Annotated in this window: 19 protein-coding genes; 7 read left to right on the top strand and 12 right to left on the bottom strand. The window is 66.4% G+C overall.

The genetic code is table 11. The annotated features are described in order from the left end of the window. The first annotated feature begins 20 nt into the window (after positions 1–20). Positions 21–992, top strand: coding sequence for a tripartite tricarboxylate transporter substrate binding protein (locus ASD87_RS25475; protein WP_056327732.1), 972 nt, complete (start codon positions 21–23; stop codon positions 990–992). Positions 993–1146: 154 nt separating this feature from the next. On the opposite strand, the gene ASD87_RS25480 is transcribed toward ASD87_RS25475, so the two are convergent. Both ASD87_RS25480 and ASD87_RS25485 read right to left on the bottom strand, forming a co-directional pair. After that, the gene (locus ASD87_RS25480) at positions 1147–1479 is read right to left on the bottom strand and encodes a YnfA family protein (protein ID WP_056327733.1); all 333 of its coding nucleotides are present in this window, start codon (positions 1477–1479) and stop codon (positions 1147–1149) included. 5 nt (positions 1480–1484) lie between these two features. Next, complete coding sequence (locus tag ASD87_RS25485; protein WP_056327734.1) at positions 1485–1865, bottom strand: MerR family DNA-binding transcriptional regulator; 381 nt, start codon at positions 1863–1865, stop codon at positions 1485–1487. A gap of 73 nt (positions 1866–1938) precedes the next feature. On the opposite strand from ASD87_RS25485, the gene ASD87_RS25490 reads away from it, so the two are divergent. Continuing rightward, a complete protein-coding gene (locus tag ASD87_RS25490) occupies positions 1939–3006 on the top strand; it encodes an MBL fold metallo-hydrolase (RefSeq protein WP_056327735.1) in 1068 nt (355 codons plus the stop codon). A gap of 115 nt (positions 3007–3121) precedes the next feature. Here the strand turns inward: ASD87_RS25490 and ASD87_RS25495 are convergent, their stop codons facing one another. Continuing rightward, positions 3122–3748, bottom strand: coding sequence for a LysE family translocator (locus ASD87_RS25495; RefSeq protein ID WP_056327736.1), 627 nt, complete (start codon positions 3746–3748; stop codon positions 3122–3124). 183 nt (positions 3749–3931) lie between these two features. Here ASD87_RS25495 and ASD87_RS25500 point away from each other — a divergent pair, with 183 nt between their 5' ends. Both ASD87_RS25500 and metC read left to right on the top strand, forming a co-directional pair. Then, positions 3932–4651 carry a nitroreductase gene (locus tag ASD87_RS25500; RefSeq protein WP_082586431.1) on the top strand — a complete coding sequence of 240 codons (720 nt, stop codon included), beginning with the start codon at positions 3932–3934 and terminating at the stop codon, positions 4649–4651. A 58-nt stretch (positions 4652–4709) separates the two neighbouring features. After that, complete coding sequence (metC, locus tag ASD87_RS25505; RefSeq protein WP_056327789.1) at positions 4710–5903, top strand: cystathionine beta-lyase; 1194 nt, start codon at positions 4710–4712, stop codon at positions 5901–5903. A gap of 82 nt (positions 5904–5985) precedes the next feature. Here the strand turns inward: metC and ASD87_RS25510 are convergent, their stop codons facing one another. The 3 genes from ASD87_RS25510 to argS form a co-directional block, all read right to left on the bottom strand. Continuing rightward, positions 5986–6618, bottom strand: a complete 633-nt coding sequence (locus ASD87_RS25510) for a thiol:disulfide interchange protein DsbA/DsbL (protein ID WP_056327737.1) — start codon at positions 6616–6618, stop codon at positions 5986–5988. A gap of 79 nt (positions 6619–6697) precedes the next feature. Next, positions 6698–7414, bottom strand: a complete 717-nt coding sequence (locus ASD87_RS25515) for an SPOR domain-containing protein (protein WP_056327738.1) — start codon at positions 7412–7414, stop codon at positions 6698–6700. Between the two features lie 9 nt (positions 7415–7423). Continuing rightward, on the bottom strand, positions 7424–9109 hold the full coding sequence (gene argS, locus ASD87_RS25520) for an arginine--tRNA ligase (protein WP_056327739.1): 1686 nt from the start codon (positions 9107–9109) through the stop codon (positions 7424–7426). Between the two features lie 269 nt (positions 9110–9378). Between argS and ASD87_RS25525 the strand changes: the two genes are divergently transcribed. After that, positions 9379–9726 carry a DUF1840 domain-containing protein gene (locus ASD87_RS25525; RefSeq protein WP_056327740.1) on the top strand — a complete coding sequence of 116 codons (348 nt, stop codon included), beginning with the start codon at positions 9379–9381 and terminating at the stop codon, positions 9724–9726. Between the two features lie 81 nt (positions 9727–9807). Further along, positions 9808–10125, top strand: coding sequence for a hypothetical protein (locus tag ASD87_RS25530; RefSeq protein ID WP_056327741.1), 318 nt, complete (start codon positions 9808–9810; stop codon positions 10123–10125). Between the two features lie 70 nt (positions 10126–10195). Here ASD87_RS25530 and ASD87_RS25535 read toward each other — a convergent pair whose 3' ends face one another. The 6 genes from ASD87_RS25535 to ASD87_RS25560 all read right to left on the bottom strand — a co-directional run bounded on the left by ASD87_RS25535 (position 10196) and on the right by ASD87_RS25560 (position 16241). Continuing rightward, positions 10196–10996, bottom strand: a complete 801-nt coding sequence (locus tag ASD87_RS25535; protein WP_056327742.1) for a carbohydrate ABC transporter permease — start codon at positions 10994–10996, stop codon at positions 10196–10198. Continuing rightward, positions 10993–11868: a carbohydrate ABC transporter permease gene (locus ASD87_RS25540; protein WP_056327743.1), complete on the bottom strand. Its 876-nt coding sequence runs from the start codon at positions 11866–11868 to the stop codon at positions 10993–10995. The genes ASD87_RS25535 and ASD87_RS25540 overlap by 4 nt, the downstream gene beginning before the upstream one ends. A 15-nt stretch (positions 11869–11883) precedes the next feature. Continuing rightward, the gene (locus ASD87_RS25545) at positions 11884–13179 is read right to left on the bottom strand and encodes an ABC transporter substrate-binding protein (protein WP_056327744.1); all 1296 of its coding nucleotides are present in this window, start codon (positions 13177–13179) and stop codon (positions 11884–11886) included. A gap of 33 nt (positions 13180–13212) precedes the next feature. Further along, positions 13213–14268 carry an ABC transporter ATP-binding protein gene (locus tag ASD87_RS25550; RefSeq protein ID WP_056327745.1) on the bottom strand — a complete coding sequence of 352 codons (1056 nt, stop codon included), beginning with the start codon at positions 14266–14268 and terminating at the stop codon, positions 13213–13215. A gap of 115 nt (positions 14269–14383) precedes the next feature. Further along, positions 14384–15181 (bottom strand): phosphodiesterase, encoded by a 798-nt coding sequence (locus ASD87_RS25555; RefSeq protein ID WP_056327746.1) that lies wholly within the window; start codon positions 15179–15181, stop codon positions 14384–14386. Between the two features lie 46 nt (positions 15182–15227). Further along, entirely contained in the window at positions 15228–16241 is a 1014-nt protein-coding gene (locus ASD87_RS25560) for a LacI family DNA-binding transcriptional regulator (protein WP_056327747.1), read from the bottom strand. Between the two features lie 320 nt (positions 16242–16561). On the opposite strand from ASD87_RS25560, the gene ASD87_RS25565 reads away from it, so the two are divergent. After that, entirely contained in the window at positions 16562–17890 is a 1329-nt protein-coding gene (locus tag ASD87_RS25565; protein ID WP_056327748.1) for an amidase, read from the top strand. Positions 17891–17951 lie beyond the last annotated feature (61 nt).

Raw genomic sequence — 17951 nt, forward strand, 5'->3', positions numbered from 1 at the left:
CGCAACATCACCAGGACGATATGAAAAAGAAGACGTTGTTCATCAAGGCCGCGGGGGCGGCCCTGGCAATCATGGCAAGCGGCGCGATGGCGCAGACCTGGCCGGCCAAGCCGGTCACCGTGGTCGTGCCGTACACGGCCGGCGGCAGCGCCGATGCGATCGCGCGGCGTCTGGGCGACGCGCTGCGCAAGGAAGCGAACATCACGGTTATCGTCGAGAACAAGCCCGGCGCGGGCGCGTCCGTGGGCACGGACTACGTGGCGCGCGCGCAGCCGGACGGCACCACGCTGCTCTTGGCCTCGACCAGCCCGCTGACGATCTTTCCGCATCTGGCCAAGACCAACTACGACCCGATGAAGGACCTGACGCCGGTGGCCAGCGTGGCCGTCGCGCCGGTGGCCATCGTGGCGACCAAGGCGCTGCCCGTGAAGGATTTTGCGGGACTCGTGGAATACGCCAAGGCGCATCCCGAAGGCGTGCGCTATGGCACGCCCGGTCAGGGCACGGTTGCGCACATCGGCATGGCGGCGGTCACCGCGCAGACGGGGACCAAGATGCTGCATGTTCCCTACCGCGGCAACAGCCAGGCGCTGACCGACGGCCTGGGCGGCGTGGTGGAACTGCTGGTGGTCAACAGCGACGTGGTGTTGCCGCACGTGGCCAACGGCGCGCTCAAGCCGCTGGCGGTGATGGCGCCGCAACGCCTGGCCGCGTGGCCCGACGTGCCGACGATGGCCGAGCTGAAGCTGCCGCAGGCGCAGTACTACTCGAACTTCGGCATCTTCGCGCCGGCCAACCTGCCGCCCACGGTGTCGCAGCCGTTGCAGGCCGCGTTGAACAAGGCCGTGGCCAGCGCCGAGTTCCAGGAGCTTCTGGCCAAGTCGTTCCTGCAGCCGGGCACGGCGTCGGGCGAGGCGTTTGCCAAGCAGGTGCAGGCCGAGTTCACGAACAACGCCCGCCTCATCAAGGAAGGCAATATCAAGGCGGAGTGATCGGCGGTTTGCGGTGGCACTTCGGCGCGGCGGCGGTCGATCCGCCGCGCGGAGATGCGCCGAGACGCAGCTTGCGCCAAAGACGAGCACCCATGCAAAGCGCGCGGCCCTTTACAGGTACGCGCGCTTTTTCTTGCCCGTTTGGCGGCCCGGATCAGCTCCCGCGCGGCCCGAACATGATCACGAGCATCCCGGCGATGCACAGGCCCACGCCGATCCAGTCGCTGGCGCTGGGCCGCACGCCGTCCACCGCCCACAGCCACAGCAGCGCCATGCCGATGTAGACGCCGCCGTACGCGGCATAGACGCGGCCGGACGCCGTCGGGTGCAAGGTCAGCAACCAGGCAAACAACGCCAGACTCAGCGAGGCGGGCGCCAGCAGCCAGATGGAGTGTCCTTTACGCAGCCAAAGGTAAGGCAGGTAGCAGCCGATGATTTCGGCCAGGGCGGTCAGAACGAACAGGCCCAGCGTTTGAAGTGCTGCCATGCGGACTACGGCTTCTGCGCCAGCAGGGCGCGGCACTGGCGCTCCTGTTCGCTGATTTCTTGCAGCGTATCGTCGATGTCGCGGCGCTGCTGCTCCAGCGTGGCGCGGTGCTGTTCCAGCACGGACAGGTATTGGCGCAGCTGGACTTCGGTGTCGCCGGGTCCGTCGTACATGTCGATCAGCGTCAGGATCTCGGACAACTGCAGGCCCAGCCGCTTGCCGCGCAGGGCCAGTTTCAGGCGCGTGCGGTCGCGCGGTCCGAAAATGCGGTTGCGGCCCTCGCGCGCCGGGCTGACGATTCCCTGGTCTTCGTAGAAGCGGATCGTGCGGGGCGTGACGTCGAACTCGCGGGCGAGCTCGGAGATGGTCCAGGTTGACGAGGGCATGCGACGTGTGGCAGTTTACGTAAACGTAAATTATGATGACTTGACGTGATCGTCAAGCGTGGAGCGAGAGGCAATGAACCCCAACGAGCAGAAGCTTCAGTATCCCTGGGCCGATTTCCAGCCCGAGGCCGGCCGCGCGCATGCGGTGGCGGAGGGCGTCAAATGGATCCGGATGCCGCTGCCGTTCGCGCTGGATCATATCAACCTCTGGCTGCTGCGCGACAACATCGACGGCCAGGACGGCTGGACCATCGTCGACTGCGGCATTTCACGCGACGAGGTGAAGACGCTGTGGGAAGACGTGTTCAAGAATGAGCTGGACGGCCTTCCCGTGCTGCGCGTGCTGGTCACGCACATGCACCCGGACCACATCGGCCTTGCCCACTGGCTGTGCGAACGCTGGAACGCGCGGCTGTGGATGACGATGACGGACTACATGGTGGCGTCGCTGTGGTCGTCGCGCCGCACCGACGCGGGGGCGGGCCCTGGTGGCCAATCCGCGGTCGAGCATTTCGCGCGCCACGGCCTGACCGACCCAGACTCGCAGGAGCAGATCCGCCAGCGCGCAAGCTACTACCCCAACCTGGTGCCCGCCGTGCCGTCGCGGTACACCCGCATCATGGACGGCGACCAGGTTCGCATCGGCGGGCGCGATTGGCGCGTGATCGTGGGCTATGGCCATGCGCCGGAACACGCATCGCTGTTTTCGCCTGATCTTGGCGTGCTGATCTCCGGCGACATGGTGCTGCCGCGCATTTCCACCAACGTCAGCGTCTTCGATTACGAACCCGACGCCAACCCGCTGCCCTTGTATCTGCGGTCGCTGCACGGCTATGACGGCCTGCCCCGCGACACGCTGGTACTGCCGTCGCACGGCCGCCCGTTCAAGGGCCTGCATGAACGCATCACGCAGCAGCACGAGCATCATCGCGACCGGCTGGCCGAGGTGCTGGAAGCCTGTGCGGTGCAGCCGCAATCGACGTCGGACATCGTGCCCGTGCTGTTCAAGCGCAAGCTGGACCTGCACCAGCTGACTTTCGCGATGGGCGAGGCATTGGCGCATCTGCATGCCCTGTACTTCGATGGAAAGCTCACGCGGGCGCAGGATGCCGATGGCATCGTGCGGTTCAAGGCGGTTTGATTGGCATGATGGGCGGCCGGGGGATGCGAGCATCGCTGCTCGTGTCCGGCTGCCGGTGTCCCGCTGATCGCGTGCCGCCGCTGGGAATCAGCACCAGCGCGACGATTAGCGGTGTCTAGCGGGAAGCCGTCGCCAGCCTGACGGCCAGCCCGACGAACACCAGCGCGGCAATGCGATTCAACCAGCGCTTGGCCGTCACCGAACGCTGCAGCAATTCCCCGAACGCACCCGAGAAGAACGCGATCGCCCCGAACACCAGCAGCGTCGACACGATAAACACCGCACCCAGTTGCATCGTCTGCAAACCCACCGGCCCGAGCCGCGGCGACGTGAATTGCGGCAGGAAGGCGAAGAAGAACAGCAGCACCTTGGGGTTGGTCAGGTTCATGACGATGCCGCGGCGGTACAACGCGCCGGGCCGCATGGGTTCGGGACGTTTTCCGTCTTCGGATTCGAGGGGGGCGCGCAGGATCTGCCAGGCCAGATACGCCAGATAGGCCGCGCCCGCCAGCTTGAGCACGGTGAACGCGATGGGCGAGGCGGCGAACACCGCGGCCAGCCCGACTGCGACAGCCGCAGTGTGACCCAGCAAGCCGGTGCACAACCCCAGCACCACGAACATGCCCGCCTTGCGTCCCCAGATGGCGGACTGCATCAGCACGAAAAGGTTGTCCGGCCCCGGCGTCAGCGCCAGCAGCACGGCAATGCCAAAGAATGCGATGAGGGTGTCTAGGGGCAGCATGGAGTCTCTTCGGTATCGGAGCAGCGGATGCGACGGGGCGGTGGAAGCGACAAGTCCATTCGGTCAGCGGCGTAGCGTTGAAGCCACCGCGCCATTGGCGCGAGGACAGCGTCGCCCGGACAGCGCCGGACAGCAAGTGGCATGATAAGGGCAAAGCCGACCACGACAGGAGACAGACTGATCATGACCGTTGCCGCTCATCACGCTAAAAGCGCCCATAACGCCGACGACGCCCCGCCTGATGCGGCGCTCGAAGAATGGCTGCTGGCCCGCCACAGTTGCCGCGCCTTTCTGCCAGAACCCGTGCCCCGCGCCACCATCGAACGCATCCTGACCTTGGCGCAGCGCACGGCGTCCTGGTGCAACTGCCAGCCGTGGCAGGTGGCGATCACTGAAGGCGATGGCACGCGGCGGCTGCGCGATGCGCTCGAACGCCGCGCGCAGGTCGAAGGCTTCAAGCCTGATTTCCCGTTCCCGCGTGAATACCGCGACGAATACCTGGCCCGCCGCCGCGAATCCGGCTTTCAGCTGTACGGCGCAGTGGGCGTGCCGCGCGGCGATCGCGAGGCCTACCGGCGGCAAGAGATGCGCAACTTCGCCCTCTTTGACGCGCCGCATGTCGCCATCATCACGACCGACGAGGCGCTGGGCGAATACGGCGCCATGGATTGCGGCGGCTATGTCGCCAATTTCTTGCTGGCCGCGCAAGCCAACGGCGTGGCAACCGTGGCCCAGGCGTCGCTGGCGATGTATCCCGAGGTCCTGCGCGAAGTGCTGGGCATCGGACCCGGCCGGCGCGTGGTCTGCGGCATCTCGTTCGGGTTTGAGGACACGGCGCATCCGGCCAACAGCTACCGCACCCGCCGTGCGGATTTGTCCGAGACGATTCAATGGATCGGCTGAAATTCCCGCCGTGTCCTGATATGGTTTGGTTTTCCCGGCTTTGACGCACCTCTACAAGATGCCTACCAAACACATCGATACGGTTCTCCAGCACGCGGGCACCGCCCCGTTCAATCCCGAGACCGGCACGGCGCCGGTGCCATTGCCGCCCATGCGGGCCAGCACGGTGCGCTTTGCCAATCTCGCCGCGCTGGAAACCGCGCAGCGCAGCAAGGCGGCCGGGGGGCGCGCGTCGACGTACGGGCGCATGGGCATGGACACGCATGCCGCGCTGGAAGAGGTGTTCACGCAGCTCGAAGGCGGCACGCATTGCTACTTGGCGTCGTCGGGTCTGTCGGCCATGACGATGGTGATGATGGCGCTGTGCTCGGCCGGCGACCATGCATTGATCTCGGACAGCGTGTACGGCCCGATGCGCGAGCTGGACGACGCGGTGCTCAAGCGCATGAACATCGACATCACCTACTTTGCGGCGGGTGAGGACATCGATGCGCTGGTGCGGCCCAACACCACGCTGCTGTACGTGGAGTCGCCGGGTTCCCTGCTTTTCGAGATGCTGGACATGGGCGCGATGGCCGCCATCGCGCAGCGGCACGGGCTGGTGCTGGCCACCGACAACACCTGGGGGTCGGGCTATATCTACCGGCCGCTGACGCTGGGCGCGCAGGTCTCGGTCATCGCGGGCACCAAGTATGTGGGCGGGCATTCCGACCTGATGCTGGGCGCGGTGGTCACCAACGACGAAGGCATCGCCCGCAAGCTGAACCGCACGCAGTATGCGATGGGCTACTCCATCAGCGCGGACGACGCCTGGCTGGCATTGCGCGGCGTGCGCACCATGCCCATCCGCATGGCTCAGCATGCGCGCCACGCGATGCAGGTGTGCGAATTCCTGAACGCCCGTCCCGAGACCGTGCGCCTCTTCCATCCGGCCTGGCCGAAGGATCCCGGCCACGATTTGTGGAAGCGCGATTGCACGGGGTCGAACGGCATGCTGTCGGCTGAACTGGCCCTGTCCCCGGCCGCGGCGCGCCGTTTTGTCGATGCGTTGACGCTATTTGGCATCGGCTTCTCGTGGGGCGGCTATGAAAGCCTGGTGCAGCTGGTTTCGCCGAAGGACCTGTCCAAGCACCGCTATTGGGGCGAAGGCGAAAATCCCGTCGTGCGCCTGCACATCGGGCTGGAATCGCCGGAAGACATCATTGCCGACCTGACGCAGGCCTTCGAGCAGGCCGCGTCCGTCAAGGAATAGCCGCGCGGCTGCGAGACGGCTGAAGAAAAACGCCCCGGCCTGGAAAGGCTCGGGGCGTTTGCATTGCAGCGTTTGCCGCGGATTACTTGGCGCGCGCCATCGGGATCAGCGCGTTCACCTGCTTCAAGGCGCCTTCGTAGCTGTTGCCCGCCATGACCGGCGAGGTCATGAACTTGCCGCCCACGGCGAACGACGGGGTGCCTTCGATGCGGTAGGCGTCGGCGAGCTGGTTGGCGCGCTGCACCTGGGTCTGCACGCTGAACGAATCGAACACCGAGTCGAACTTGGCGCGGTCCACGCCCTGGGTCGCAATCCACTCGCCCATGGCCTTCTTGTCGAACAGGCGCTTGTGCTCGCCGTGGATGGCCGTGAAGACCTTGGCGTGCAGGTCGGGACGGTCCAGGGCCTGCAGCGTGTAGTACAGCTGTTGCAGCGGCTTCATGCCGGCGTTGAAGGCGATCGGCACTTGCTTGAGGACGACGTCGGACGGCGCGGTCTTGACCCAGTCTTCAACCATGGGTTCCATTGCGGCGCAGTGCGGGCACGAATAGGCAAAGAATTCCAGGACCTCGACCTTGCCCGGGGTGTCCGACGGCAGCGGCGGGTTGATGGGCACGTACTGCTGGGCGCCTTGCGCGTGGCTGGCCGGGCTGAAGAACGCGGTGGCGGTCAGCGCGGCGGCTGCCAGGATGCGGATGAGCTTGGGGGACAGCATGGGTGAGGTTCCTGAATAAAAGGCTACAGACAGGCCCGGGGCCGGATTAGTTCAATGCAAAACGATCCGCCGCGTGGTGCTACTGGCGCACCACGGCGGTTTCGATCTTGTTCTCGCCCAGGCGGCCACGTGCCCGGTTCATGTCGTCCAGGCGGGCAAACGGGCCGACGCGGACGCGATTGATGGGCTTGCCGTTCAGTTCCGCCTTCTGCACCGCGACCGGCAGGCCCAGCAGAATGATGCGCGCCTTGAGCGATTCGGCGTCGTTTTCGCCGCGGAAGGCGCCCGCTTGCAGGTAGTACGTGCCCGTGGCAGCGGGGGCGGCAGGCTTGGCCGAGGCCGTGGCCGCGGGGGCGGCCTTGGAGATGGGCGTGGGCGCGGACGCGGTGGCGGCGGGGGCCGCCGGGGCGGCCGCGGGGGGCCGGGACGTGGGCAGCGTGGCAATCAGCGCACCCAGGTCGTCCAGCTTGGCGGGCGTCTCGTCGCCCTTGCCCGGCGCGCCTGCGCCCGGCAGCGGGGCCGGGGCGGTGGCGGTGGGACCGGTGGGCGGGGCGCCCGCCGCCCCGTCGCGGCCATAGAGGCCCGCGTTGGGGTCCGGCGCCGAGCGCGGATCGGGCAGCTTGCCGGTTTCGCCCTGGCGGCTGGCCCGGTCCACGAAGGGAACGGGCGCCTTGGTGACATAGAACGCGACGACGGCGGCGACGATCAGCCCGATCAGCAGACCGGCCAGCGCCCCGTACAGGGTGCTGCCGCTTTCGCCGGAGGAACGGCGGGTGGATTTGCGCTTGGTGGCCATGAACCGATGTTACATCCGCTCGGGCGCGGAAACGCCCAAGAGCGCCAGGCCGTTTGCCAGCACCTGGCGGGTGGTGGCGGCCAGGCGCAGGCGGGCCAGCTTCACGGCGGTGTCGTCGACCAGCACACGCTCGGCGTTGTACCAGGCGTGGAAGTCGGACGCGCAGTCGCGCAGCCAGAACGCAATGTGGTGCGGCGACAGGTCCTGGGCGGCCAGCGCCACCACCTGCGGGAATTCGGCCAGGCGCTGCATCAGCGCGAATTCGGTCGGCGCGGTCAGCAGCGCGGCGTCGGCCTGGGCCACGTCGGCGGCTGGCATGCCGGCGTTGTTGATGACCGAGCAGATGCGCGCGTGGGCGTACTGGATGTAATAGACCGGATTCTCGTCGCTCTTGGACAGGGCCAGGTCCACGTCGAACACGAATTCCGTGTCGGCGCGGCGCTGGATCAGGAAGTAGCGCACCGCGTCGCGGCCGACCCAGTCGATCAGGTCGCGCATGGTCACGTAGCTGCCGGCGCGCTTGGAGATCTTGACCTCTTCGCCGCCGCGCATGACCTTGACCATCTTGTGCAGGACGTACGACGGGTAATCCTTCGGGATGCCCTCTTCCAGCGCCTGCAGGCCGGCGCGCACGCGGGCCACGGTGCCGTGGTGGTCGCTGCCCTGGATGTTCACGGCGCGGTGAAAGCCGCGCTCCCATTTGGCCTTGTGATAGGCCACGTCCGGGACGAAATAGGTGTAGCCGCCCTCGCTTTTACGCATGACGCGGTCTTTGTCGTCGCCCGTGCCCAGTTCGGTGGTGCGCAGCCACAGCGCGCCGCCTTCCTCGTAGGTGTGGCCGCCGGCAATCAGCGCCTTGACCGTCGCTTCGACGCGGCCGGACGTGTAGAGCGAGCTTTCCAGGTAGTAGTTGTCGAACGCCAGGCCGAACGCCTGCAGGTCCAGGTCCTGTTCGCGGCGCAGGTAGGCCACGGCGAAGGCGCGGATGTCGTCCAGGTTGTCGATGTTGCCCGTGGCGGTGACGGGCTCGCCGTCGGACGCCTGGATGGTCTTGCCGTCCTGGAAGTCGCGGGCGATATCGGCGATGTAGTCGCCCTTGTAGCCGTCTTCGGGCCAGTCGGGGGAATCGGTGGTCAGGCCGCGGGCGCGGGCCTGCACGCTGATCGCCAGGTTCTGGATCTGGTTGCCGGCGTCGTTGTAGTAGAACTCGCGGGTGACGTCCCAGCCGACGGCGTCGTACAGGCGGCACAGCGCGTCGCCCAGCGCGGCCTGGCGGGCATGGCCCACGTGCAGCGGTCCGGTGGGGTTGGCCGACACGAATTCGACCAGGATCTTTTCGCCCAGGCGCGGGGCGCGCCCGTAGGCCTCGCCCTGCTGGGCCACCGCGGCGATCACGGCCTGGCGCGCGGCCGGGGTGATGCGCAGGTTGATGAAGCCGGGACCGGCTACTTCGGCGCTCTCGACCAGCGCGGCGGCGTCGGGATTGGCCATCACGGCGTCCACGATGCCCTGGGCCAGTTCGCGGGGATTGCGTCGGGCAGGCTTGGCAAGCTGCATGGCCACGTTGGTGGCGACGTCGCCGTGGGCGGCAACCTTGGGGCGCTCCAGCAGCACGTTGGGCTGGGCGTCGGGCAGGCTTTGCGCGACGGCGGCCTGGATCAGGGAGATTAGCTGTTTCTGTTGCTCGAGGAGCATGGGCGTCTGGCGTGGTTCTGGGTGAGTGACGATGGCGGCACGGCGCTTGCGGCCTGCCGGCGATCCGCGTCGCGCCGACGGGCGCGGGGCACGGTGCCGTCCGGCGGGTGGCCGGCAAGCCGGCGCGCGCATGCCGGAATCAGGGCCGGCGCGGCGCCTGCTGTCACGGGAAACCCCTGAATCATAGTTGATTTGGGGGCGCCAGTTGGCATCATGGGGACGTTGCGGTAGTGTACGTAGCTAAGGTAATCATTGTGGGAGACCAGAATATGCTGATCACTTTTCACTCCAAGGTCGTGGCCGAAGTCCTGATGCTGACCGACCACGCCGGGCCCCTGCTTCAGGCTGCCGGCAAGTCCGTCGGCGACAAGATCCCCGAACGCGGCGTCTTCACCGTCGAGCAACTGGGACCGGCCATCAGCGGCATCGAACGCGCGATCGACGAGTACCAGCACGCCCACGAAGGCCAGGACGAGGAAGACGACGACAAGCCCGCCGTCGCTCCGATGGCGCGCATGGTGGGCCTGAAGGAACGCGCCTTTCCGCTGCTGGACATGATGCGCCAGTCGCAAGCCGCGGGCGCCGAAGTCACCTGGGAAGTGTCGCGGGGCTGGTAAGGATATGTCGCCGGACGGACAATCTGTCCGGCGTTTTTTGCCTACCCTGTTGGCCTGACGCCTTCTGACGGAGTTTTTCCCATGCGCAGCGACATCACCATCGTTTTCGACCCCCGCCGTTCGCTGGACCTGTCCGCGAACGTCGAGCCCTCCCCGCAACGCCAGGCCGATGCACGCGACTGGTTCGACAGCGCCTGGGAAACCCTGGGCTGCGAGCCGCTGCGCCCCAGCGGCAAGGTCCTGTTGCTGGACAAGGTGCTGGGTGTGGCCGACGCGCTGGGCTACGACACGCTGTCCACCGACGAAAAGGAAGCTCGCGAATTTGCCGAGCACCTGGCGCTGGCGCTGGAGCGTCCGCGTATCACGGTGGACCTGCCGGGCCTGACTGTGGGGTACTGAAACGCCACCCCATCCAACGAGAAACCCCGCCTGAGCGGGGTTTTTTTGCGGCGCATCCGGCTGGCGGTCCTTAGCGGATCCCCGCCCGCATGAACGACTGCACGAACTGGCGCTGGAACAGCAGGAACGCGATCAGCAGCGGCGCGGCCGACATCAGGGTCGCGGCGGTGATCACGGACCAGTCGATGCCCTGGTCCGTGGACGAGAACACCTGCAGGCCGACCGTCAGCGGCCGGGACTCGACCGAGTTGGTGATGATCAGCGGCCACAGGAAGTTGTTCCAGTGATGGCTGACCGACACCAGCCCGTAGGCCACATAGATCGGCTTGGCGAGCGGCACGTACACCTTCCAGAGCACCTGCAGCGGGTTCGCGCCTTCCATGCGCGCCGCTTCCTCGAGTTCGCGCGGAACCGTCTTGAAGGTCTGGCGCAACAGGAAGATGCCGAAGGCCGACGCGAAGTACGGCAGGCCGATGGCAAACACCGTGTCGCGCACGCCCAGCAAGCTCATCGACCGGTAGTTCTCCACCAGCAGCACGTCCGGCATGATCATCAGCTGCAGCAGCACCAGCATGAAGACGAAGTCGCGGCCGCGGAACTCGAAGCGCGCAAACGCGTAGCCGGCCAGCGTCGACAGCACGAGCTGCGCGGCCAGCACCATCGTGACCAGCACGAACGTGTTCAGGAAGTAGCGCGGAAACGGCGCCGCATTCCAGGCCCGCACGAAGTTGTCCAGCGTCAGCGGCGCAAAGAGGTCAAAACGCGTCGCGTAGGCGGGCGGATGGAAGGCCGCCCACATGGCGTACGCCAGCGGCAGGATCCACAACAGGCCCAGCGCCCAGGCGCCCAGGGTATCGAGCTTGTCTTTCATTGGTAGTGCGTCCTGCGGTCCAGCCAGCGGAACTTGATCAGCGCGGTCAGCGCCAGCACCACCAGCAACACGACGGTCAGGGTCGCGGCATAGGCCGTGTCCCAGAAGCTGAATCCCACCTGGTAGATGTAGTAGAGAAGCAGCGTGCTGGCGTTGTCGGGCCCGCCGCGCGTCATCACCACCACATGGTCGACCAGCCGGAACGCGTTGATCAGCGCGTTGATCAGCACGAAAAGCGTCGTCGGCATCAAGAGCGGCCACAGCACGCGCCGGAAGTACTGCCAACGCGATGCGCCTTCCAGCATGGCCGCTTCACGCAGCGACGGCGACACCGTCTGCAACGCCGCCAGATAGAAGATCATGAAAAAGCCGGACTCCTTCCACACGGTCACCAGCATCAGCGCGGGCAGCGCGGTCTCGCGGTTGCCCAGCCAGTTGGGACCGGGCGATCCGAACCAGCCCATCACCTGCGCGATCAGCCCGTATTGCGGCGTGTAGAAGAACAGCCAGATGTTGGCCACCGCCACCATGGGCAGCACCGTCGGCGTGAAATACGCCATGCGCAGAAAGCCGCGGCCGGCAAGGTTGCGGTTCACCCACAGCGCCATGATCAGCGCGATGCCGATCGAGGTGGGAATGGTGCCCAGCGCGAACCACAGGTTGTTCCACAGCGACTGCCAGAACACCGGATCGTCGCGCATGACGGCGTAGTTCTCCAGCCCGACGAAGCGGGCCGGACGCGCGCCCTTCGGCGTGGAGAAAAAGCTGTGCCAGAGCGTCGCCACCGCCGGGTAATGCGTGAAGGCGGCGAGCAGCACGATGGCTGGCAGCAGAAGCAGCCAGCCATAAAGCGCATTCAAAGAGCGGCTCATCGTGCTTGGGGTCGTTTACTTGTAGGAACGCAGTATGCGATCGGACTCGCGCTGCGCGTCGGTCAGGGCCTGCTGCGGCGTCTTCGAACCCGTCAGCGCCGCCTGCAGGGCGTCGTTCAGGGTCTTGGTGACGCGCTGGTTCTCATGCGTGGAGAATTCGGCCGCGCTGACTTCCAGCTGGTCGCGCGCGACCGTGGCGGCCGGCACTTCCTGCGCGTACTTCTTCATCTTCTCGGTTTCCCAGGCGGCCGGCGTCACGGCCACGTAGCCCGTGGCGATGCTCCAGTCGGCCGCGCGCTCGGGCGTGGTGGCCCACTGCGCGAACTTCAGCGCCGCTGCCTGCTGCTCCGGCGTGCCGCTCTTGAAGATGTAGAAGTTACCGCCGCCCGTGGGGCTGCCGCCGCGCTTTTGCTGCGGCATCATCGCCACGCCAAACGGGAAGTCGGCGTTCTTGCGGATGTTGGTCAGGTTGCCGGTGGTGGTCCACACCATGGCGGCCTTCTTTTCCAGGAAGTCCTTGGGCGTGGTGCCCCAGTCGATCGTGCCGGTCGGCATGATCTTGTGCTTGGCCGACAGGTCGCGCCAGAACTGGGCCGCTTCGACCACGGCCGGCTTGTCCAGGTAGACCTCGTTGCCGGCTTCGTTCATCAGGATCGCGCCGTTGGGCGTGGTCAGCGCCTGGAACAGCCAGTACGCGAACGCGCCGCCCGACGGAATCTCGATGCCCCACTGCGTGGTGTTGCCCGAGGCGTCCTGCTTGGTCAGCTTCTTGCCGTATTCGACCAGCTCGGCCCAGGTCTTGGGCGGCTTTTCGGGATCCAGGCCGGCGGCCTTGAAGAGATCCTTGTTGTAGTACATGACGATCGTCGAACGCTGGAACGGCACGCCCCAGGTGTGGCCGCCGGTGCGGCTGTTCTGCATGAAGGCGTCGTAGAAGCCGCCCAGCCACTTCTTGTCGGCGTCGGTCTTGGCCAGGCCGTCGATCGGGACGATGGCGTCCTCGTCGATCAGCGTGAACATGTCGGTGGACAGCAGCACCGCGAGCTGCGGCGGGGTGCCGCCCTTGAGCGCGGTCAGCGCCTTGGCGATGGAGTCCTGGTACGAACCGGCATAGATCGGCTTGATCTTGATGTTGGGGTTTTCCTTCTGGAAGTCCGTCACCATGTCATCAACGATTTTGGTGATCGGGCCGCCGACGGCAACCGGGTAGTAGAACTCGACCTCGACGGGCTTGTTCTGCGCCTGCACAGGCAGAGACAGGCAGGCGGCGGCCAGGCTGGCGGCCAGGGTCTTGAGTACGATGCATCGCATGGTGTGTTTCCTTTCCTGTGTGGGCTATTTGTTCTAGTGCCCGTCGGTGTTGATGACCGCCGAATCGGCGGCAAAGAAATGCTGTTGCCCGTCCGGCCAGGACAGGCGCAGCGGCTCGCCGGCGCTGGCGCGCAGGTGGCCGCCGACCCGCACGGCCACGCCGCTCGTGTCGCCGATGCGGCACACCACGATGGAGTCCGCGCCGAAGTACTCCACGCTTTCCACGGTGGTGGCGATGCCGTCGCCGTCGATGCGGATATGTTCCGGACGCACGCCAAGCTTCACGGCGCCAGCCGGGGCGTTTGCGATGACCGGGCCTTGCGTGCCGGCGATCACCGTGCCGCCTGCTTGCTGCGCCAGGTTGATCAGGTTCATGGGCGGCGTGCCGATGAAGCGCGCCGCGAACTCGCTGGCGGGCCGCGCATACAGGCCGTCGGGCGTGTCGTGCTGTTCGATCTGGCCGCCGCGCAGCAGCACCACCTGGTCGGCCATGCTCATGGCTTCGGTCTGGTCGTGCGTCACGTAGACCATGGTGATGCCCAGACTCTGCTGCAGCGCGCGGATCTCGCGGCGCATTTCGTGGCGCAGCTGCGCATCCAGGTTGGAAAGGGGTTCGTCCATCAGGCAGACCGGCGCCTCGGAGATCACGGCGCGGCCCAGCGCCACGCGCTGCTGCTGCCCGCCCGACAATTGCGACGGCTTGCGGTCCAGGAGGTGGGTCAGGCCCAGCAGACTGGCCACGCGCTGCAGGCGGCGGTCGAAGTCCTTGGCGGGCTCCTTGCGCACCTTCAGGCCGAACAGGATGTTCTCACGCACCGTCAGGTGCGGAAACAACGCGTACGACTGGAACACCATGGAAATGCGCCGCTTGGCCGGCGGCAATTGCGTGACGTCGCGGTCGCCGATGCGGATGCTGCCCGATGTGGGCGTATCCAGGCCGGCGATCATGCGCAGCGTCGTCGACTTGCCGCAACCGGACGGACCGAGCAGGACGGTGAAGCTGCCGGCCGGAACCGTGAAGCTCACGCCTTGAATCGCCGCCGCGCCGGCGTACTGTTTGGTGAGGTTATCCAGAACGATGGATGACATGCTGTCTCGTAGATCTAATTGTTAGATCCGCATTGTTGCCTGTTATGAAAACCTTTTCATTGTGCAGCGCAAACATGACGGATATGTGGCAATGCGAGTTTCCTGGTCCCGGACGTCAGCCGAAGGGATAGGGCCCGGGGTATTCCCCCAGAACGGCGTGGTGCGTGACCAGATTGCCGCCCTGCCACCAATGCAGCTGGTAGCCGGGCGGTTCCATGATGTATTGCAGCGTGGGGCGCGGACCCAGCTCCAGCGCAAGCTGATGCGCCGTGCCCGGACAGGTCGAGGCGATGGTGCCGCCAAAGCGCTGGAATATCGTGCGGTGCAGGTGGCCGCAAAGCACGCGCTCCACGTTGGGGTAGCGGGCAACGATGCGCTCCAGCTCGGGCGCGCCGGCCAACAGGCCGATGTCGTCCATATGTTCGATGCCGGTCAAGAACGGCGGGTGGTGCATCAGCACCAGCGTGGGCCGGCCGGGCTGCTCGGCCAAGCGGTCGGCCAGCCAGTCCAGGCGCGTCTGGCACAGTTCACCGTGACTCTTCATCGGCACGACGGTGTCCAGCGCCAAGAGGCGCAGCGGATAGGTCTCGATGGCGTACTGGACGAACGGTCCGCCGTCCTGCAGGTATGCGTGGCCGGGAAACGCGGCGCGCAACTGCGCGCGATCGTCGTGATTGCCGGGCATCAGGAAATACGGAATCTCCAGCGCCTGCAGGTGTTCGCGCAGCGTCTGGTATTCGATGGGCTTGCCCAGGTCCGTCAGGTCGCCGGTGATCAGCACGCAGTCGGGCCGCGGCGTCAGGGCATTGAGGGCGCGAACCGCCGGCGCCAGGAACGCCTCGGGGTCGATGACGCCGTAGGCCTTGTCTCCCGGGGTGCGCATGTGAAGGTCGGTGATCTGAGCGATGAGCATGGCGCGTGGAAATCTGGAAATGGTTGGATTGGTGAGCAGGCTGCGCCTAGCGGCGCACGGACGCCGCGGTGCCGCCCACGACGATGCAGTGCGGCAGGCGGTTCGATTGCGGCGGCTGGCCATGAATCTGCGCCAGCAGGTTGGAGCAGGCCGTCTGCCCGATGCCGTCGCTGGGCTGCGCGACGGTGGTCAGCGGCGGCGTCAGCAGGGCGCCAAAGCGCATGCCGTCAAAGCCGCACACCGAGATGTCGGCCGGCACGGACAGCCCCAGCCCCACCAGATCGGCGATGACGGCGGTGGCCAGCAGGTCGTTCGAGCAGAAAAGCGCCGTGGGCGCCTGCTTGCCGCGCAACGCGGCCTTCAGCGCGTCCACGTCGCTGCCGGTGTGCGAACTCATGGAGATATGCTGGATCGCGTCCAGGCCCAGTTTCTTGGCGCTGGCGCGTGCGCCCATCAAACGGCGGCGGGCGCGGTCCGATGCCGTCAGCGGGCCGGTCACCAGCGCGATGCGCTTGTGCCCCATCGCCGCCAGATGCGCGACCATGTCGCTTGCCGCGGCGCGATTGTCGACGGAAGCAAAGGGATGGTCGTTCGATTCGTTGTAGACCAGCACATAGGGAATGCCGCTGCGGTCCAGATCGTCCAGGGTGGCGCTTTTTCCCACGTCGGCCACGGTCAGGATGAGGCCATCGACCTGATGATCGATCAGGCCCTGCACCGCGGCCGATTCCACGGCGGGGTCGTAGCCGGTGGCGGTCAGCATGACGCTGTAGCCCGATTCGCGAGCGCGCCGCTCCGCCCCTTCAAAGCACTCCGCAAACACGGGATTGGACAGCGTGGGCAGGATCAGCCCGATGGTGCGGGTGCTGCCCGAACGCAGACTGCGGCCGACGCGGTTGGGACGGAAGCCCGCGCGCTTGGCGATGTTGCGGATGTGCGCCAGCGTGTCGGGATGCACGATCTCGGGCTGGTTGAACGCGCGCGACACCGTCGCCGGCGAGACGCCTGCCTTGCGAGCCACTTCGATGATGGAAAAGCGGGGCGACGGGCGCGTGGCCATGAATGAATCGCTGCAAGTTTGCTGAAAACGATTTCATCTTACTTGAGGAATATGACCTTTGTATTGCACGGGTTTGCGCTATGCTGGTGCGAACGCAACAACACAAAGCCATGGCGCGGCGCGTGTTTTCGCGGAAAACCCGGCGTTTTCGGTGTTTTTCCCAATTGACTGACGCGAAGCGCACAATGGCAGGGTCGGTGTGTGCGGGCATGGCGCTGGCTTGAATGGGCGGTGGGCATGTCCGGCATACCCTCGGTCAAGGGGACCGGGTGCGAAGGATCATCCGCGCTTGTCGCGGCACCGGCAAAGAGGAAAGAATCATGTCTATTGCCTTGAACAGACTGGGCGCGGTCCAAGCCGCGCACAAGCTGCAACGGCGCGAATTGACCGCAGTGCAATTGGTGCGCGCCTGCTTTGCGCGCATCGAACAGCGCGAAAGCACCGTCCATGCCTGGACGGCTCTGCAAAAACAGGCTGCGCTCGACCAGGCCGAAGCGCTGGACAAAGGCGCGTTGCGCGGCCCGCTGCACGGCCTGCCCATCGGCGTGAAAGACCTGTTCGACACCGTCGATCTGCCTACCCGCTACGGGTCCCCCATTTACGACCGGCACCGTCCGGGCCTGGACGCCGCCTCGGTGGCGCTGTGCCGCGGCGCCGGCGCCCTCGTCATCGGCAAGACCGTCACCACCGAATTCGCGACCTACCAGGCCGGTCCCACGCGCAATCCGCGCAACGAGGCCTACACGCCCGGCGGCTCGTCCAGCGGCTCGGCGGCTGCCGTGGCGGACGACATGGTGCCCTTCGCACTGGGGTCGCAGACGGCCGGTTCCATCATCCGGCCGGCCTCCTACTGCGGCGTCGTCGGCTTCAAGCCCACCTTCGGCCGGATCCCCCGCGCGGGCGTGAAGAGCCTGGCCGAATCGCTGGACACCCTGGGTGGCTTTGCGCGGTCCGTGGAAGACGTGGCGCTGTTCTCGTCGGTCCTGATGCGCGATCCCCGCGTGCTGGACCTGTCCTATCACGACGCGCCGCGCGTGGGCATGTACCGCAGCTTGCAGTGGCGTCACGCGCAGCCCGAAACCAAGGAGGCGTTCGCGCAGGCCGCGGCGATCCTGTCGCGCGCTGGCGCCAAGGTCGAGGAAGTGCCGCTGCCGCCGGAGCATTGCGTGCTGGTGCAACTGCATTCGGACATCATGGCGTTCGAGGCCTCGCAGGCGCTTGCCTATGAACGGCTGGAGCATGCCGCGCAGCTGAGTTCCAAACTGCAGGCGATCCTGGAGTCCGGCGCGCAGATCAGCGCCGAACAGCACATCAAGAACCTGGCGCGCGCAGCCGAATCGCGTGCGCGGGTCGATTCGTGGTTCCAGCAATACGACGTGCTGCTTGCGCCCAGCGCCAGCGGCGAGGCGCCCTTCGCCGACCTCGGCACGGGTGATCCGCAGTTCTCGCGCGCGTGGACGCTGTTTGGCCTGCCTTGCCTGAACCTGCCGTTCGCCACCGGCCCGCAGGGTCTGCCCGTCGGACTGCAATTGGTCGGCGCGCGTCATGAAGACCATCGCCTGCTCGCCATCGGCGCGTGGATCCACGCGCGCCTGCTGGCCGCCACGGCGCCGGACATCGGCGCGTCGGACATGTGGCCGCGCGGCTGAATTCTGCGGATGGGTGTCTGACACCCTGGCGAAATCGTCGTCATGCCAAGCCGACCTCCCA

The organism is Achromobacter sp. Root170, assembly GCF_001428165.1.
Lineage (GTDB): Bacteria > Pseudomonadota > Gammaproteobacteria > Burkholderiales > Burkholderiaceae_B > Achromobacter > Achromobacter mucicolens.

What these genes read in the sequence shown, in the direction of transcription:
- ASD87_RS25540 (WP_056327743.1), bottom strand. Translation starts at nt 11,868, where the DNA reads ATGAGCCGCTCTTTGAATGCGCTTTATGGCTGGCTGCTTCTGCTGCCA.
- ASD87_RS25560 (WP_056327747.1), bottom strand. Translation starts at nt 16,241, where the DNA reads ATGGCCACGCGCCCGTCGCCCCGCTTTTCCATCATCGAAGTGGCTCGC.
- ASD87_RS25490 (WP_056327735.1), top strand. Translation starts at nt 1,939, where the DNA reads ATGAACCCCAACGAGCAGAAGCTTCAGTATCCCTGGGCCGATTTCCAG.
- ASD87_RS25555 (WP_056327746.1), bottom strand. Translation starts at nt 15,181, where the DNA reads ATGCTCATCGCTCAGATCACCGACCTTCACATGCGCACCCCGGGAGAC.
- ASD87_RS25480 (WP_056327733.1), bottom strand. Translation starts at nt 1,479, where the DNA reads ATGGCAGCACTTCAAACGCTGGGCCTGTTCGTTCTGACCGCCCTGGCC.
- ASD87_RS25525 (WP_056327740.1), top strand. Translation starts at nt 9,379, where the DNA reads ATGCTGATCACTTTTCACTCCAAGGTCGTGGCCGAAGTCCTGATGCTG.
- argS (WP_056327739.1), bottom strand. Translation starts at nt 9,109, where the DNA reads ATGCTCCTCGAGCAACAGAAACAGCTAATCTCCCTGATCCAGGCCGCC.
- ASD87_RS25510 (WP_056327737.1), bottom strand. Translation starts at nt 6,618, where the DNA reads ATGCTGTCCCCCAAGCTCATCCGCATCCTGGCAGCCGCCGCGCTGACC.
- ASD87_RS25565 (WP_056327748.1), top strand. Translation starts at nt 16,562, where the DNA reads ATGTCTATTGCCTTGAACAGACTGGGCGCGGTCCAAGCCGCGCACAAG.
- ASD87_RS25550 (WP_056327745.1), bottom strand. Translation starts at nt 14,268, where the DNA reads ATGTCATCCATCGTTCTGGATAACCTCACCAAACAGTACGCCGGCGCG.
- ASD87_RS25495 (WP_056327736.1), bottom strand. Translation starts at nt 3,748, where the DNA reads ATGCTGCCCCTAGACACCCTCATCGCATTCTTTGGCATTGCCGTGCTG.
- metC (WP_056327789.1), top strand. Translation starts at nt 4,710, where the DNA reads ATGCCTACCAAACACATCGATACGGTTCTCCAGCACGCGGGCACCGCC.
- ASD87_RS25530 (WP_056327741.1), top strand. Translation starts at nt 9,808, where the DNA reads ATGCGCAGCGACATCACCATCGTTTTCGACCCCCGCCGTTCGCTGGAC.
- ASD87_RS25545 (WP_056327744.1), bottom strand. Translation starts at nt 13,179, where the DNA reads ATGCGATGCATCGTACTCAAGACCCTGGCCGCCAGCCTGGCCGCCGCC.
- ASD87_RS25535 (WP_056327742.1), bottom strand. Translation starts at nt 10,996, where the DNA reads ATGAAAGACAAGCTCGATACCCTGGGCGCCTGGGCGCTGGGCCTGTTG.
- ASD87_RS25475 (WP_056327732.1), top strand. Translation starts at nt 21, where the DNA reads ATGAAAAAGAAGACGTTGTTCATCAAGGCCGCGGGGGCGGCCCTGGCA.
- ASD87_RS25515 (WP_056327738.1), bottom strand. Translation starts at nt 7,414, where the DNA reads ATGGCCACCAAGCGCAAATCCACCCGCCGTTCCTCCGGCGAAAGCGGC.
- ASD87_RS25485 (WP_056327734.1), bottom strand. Translation starts at nt 1,865, where the DNA reads ATGCCCTCGTCAACCTGGACCATCTCCGAGCTCGCCCGCGAGTTCGAC.
- ASD87_RS25500 (WP_082586431.1), top strand. Translation starts at nt 3,932, where the DNA reads ATGACCGTTGCCGCTCATCACGCTAAAAGCGCCCATAACGCCGACGAC.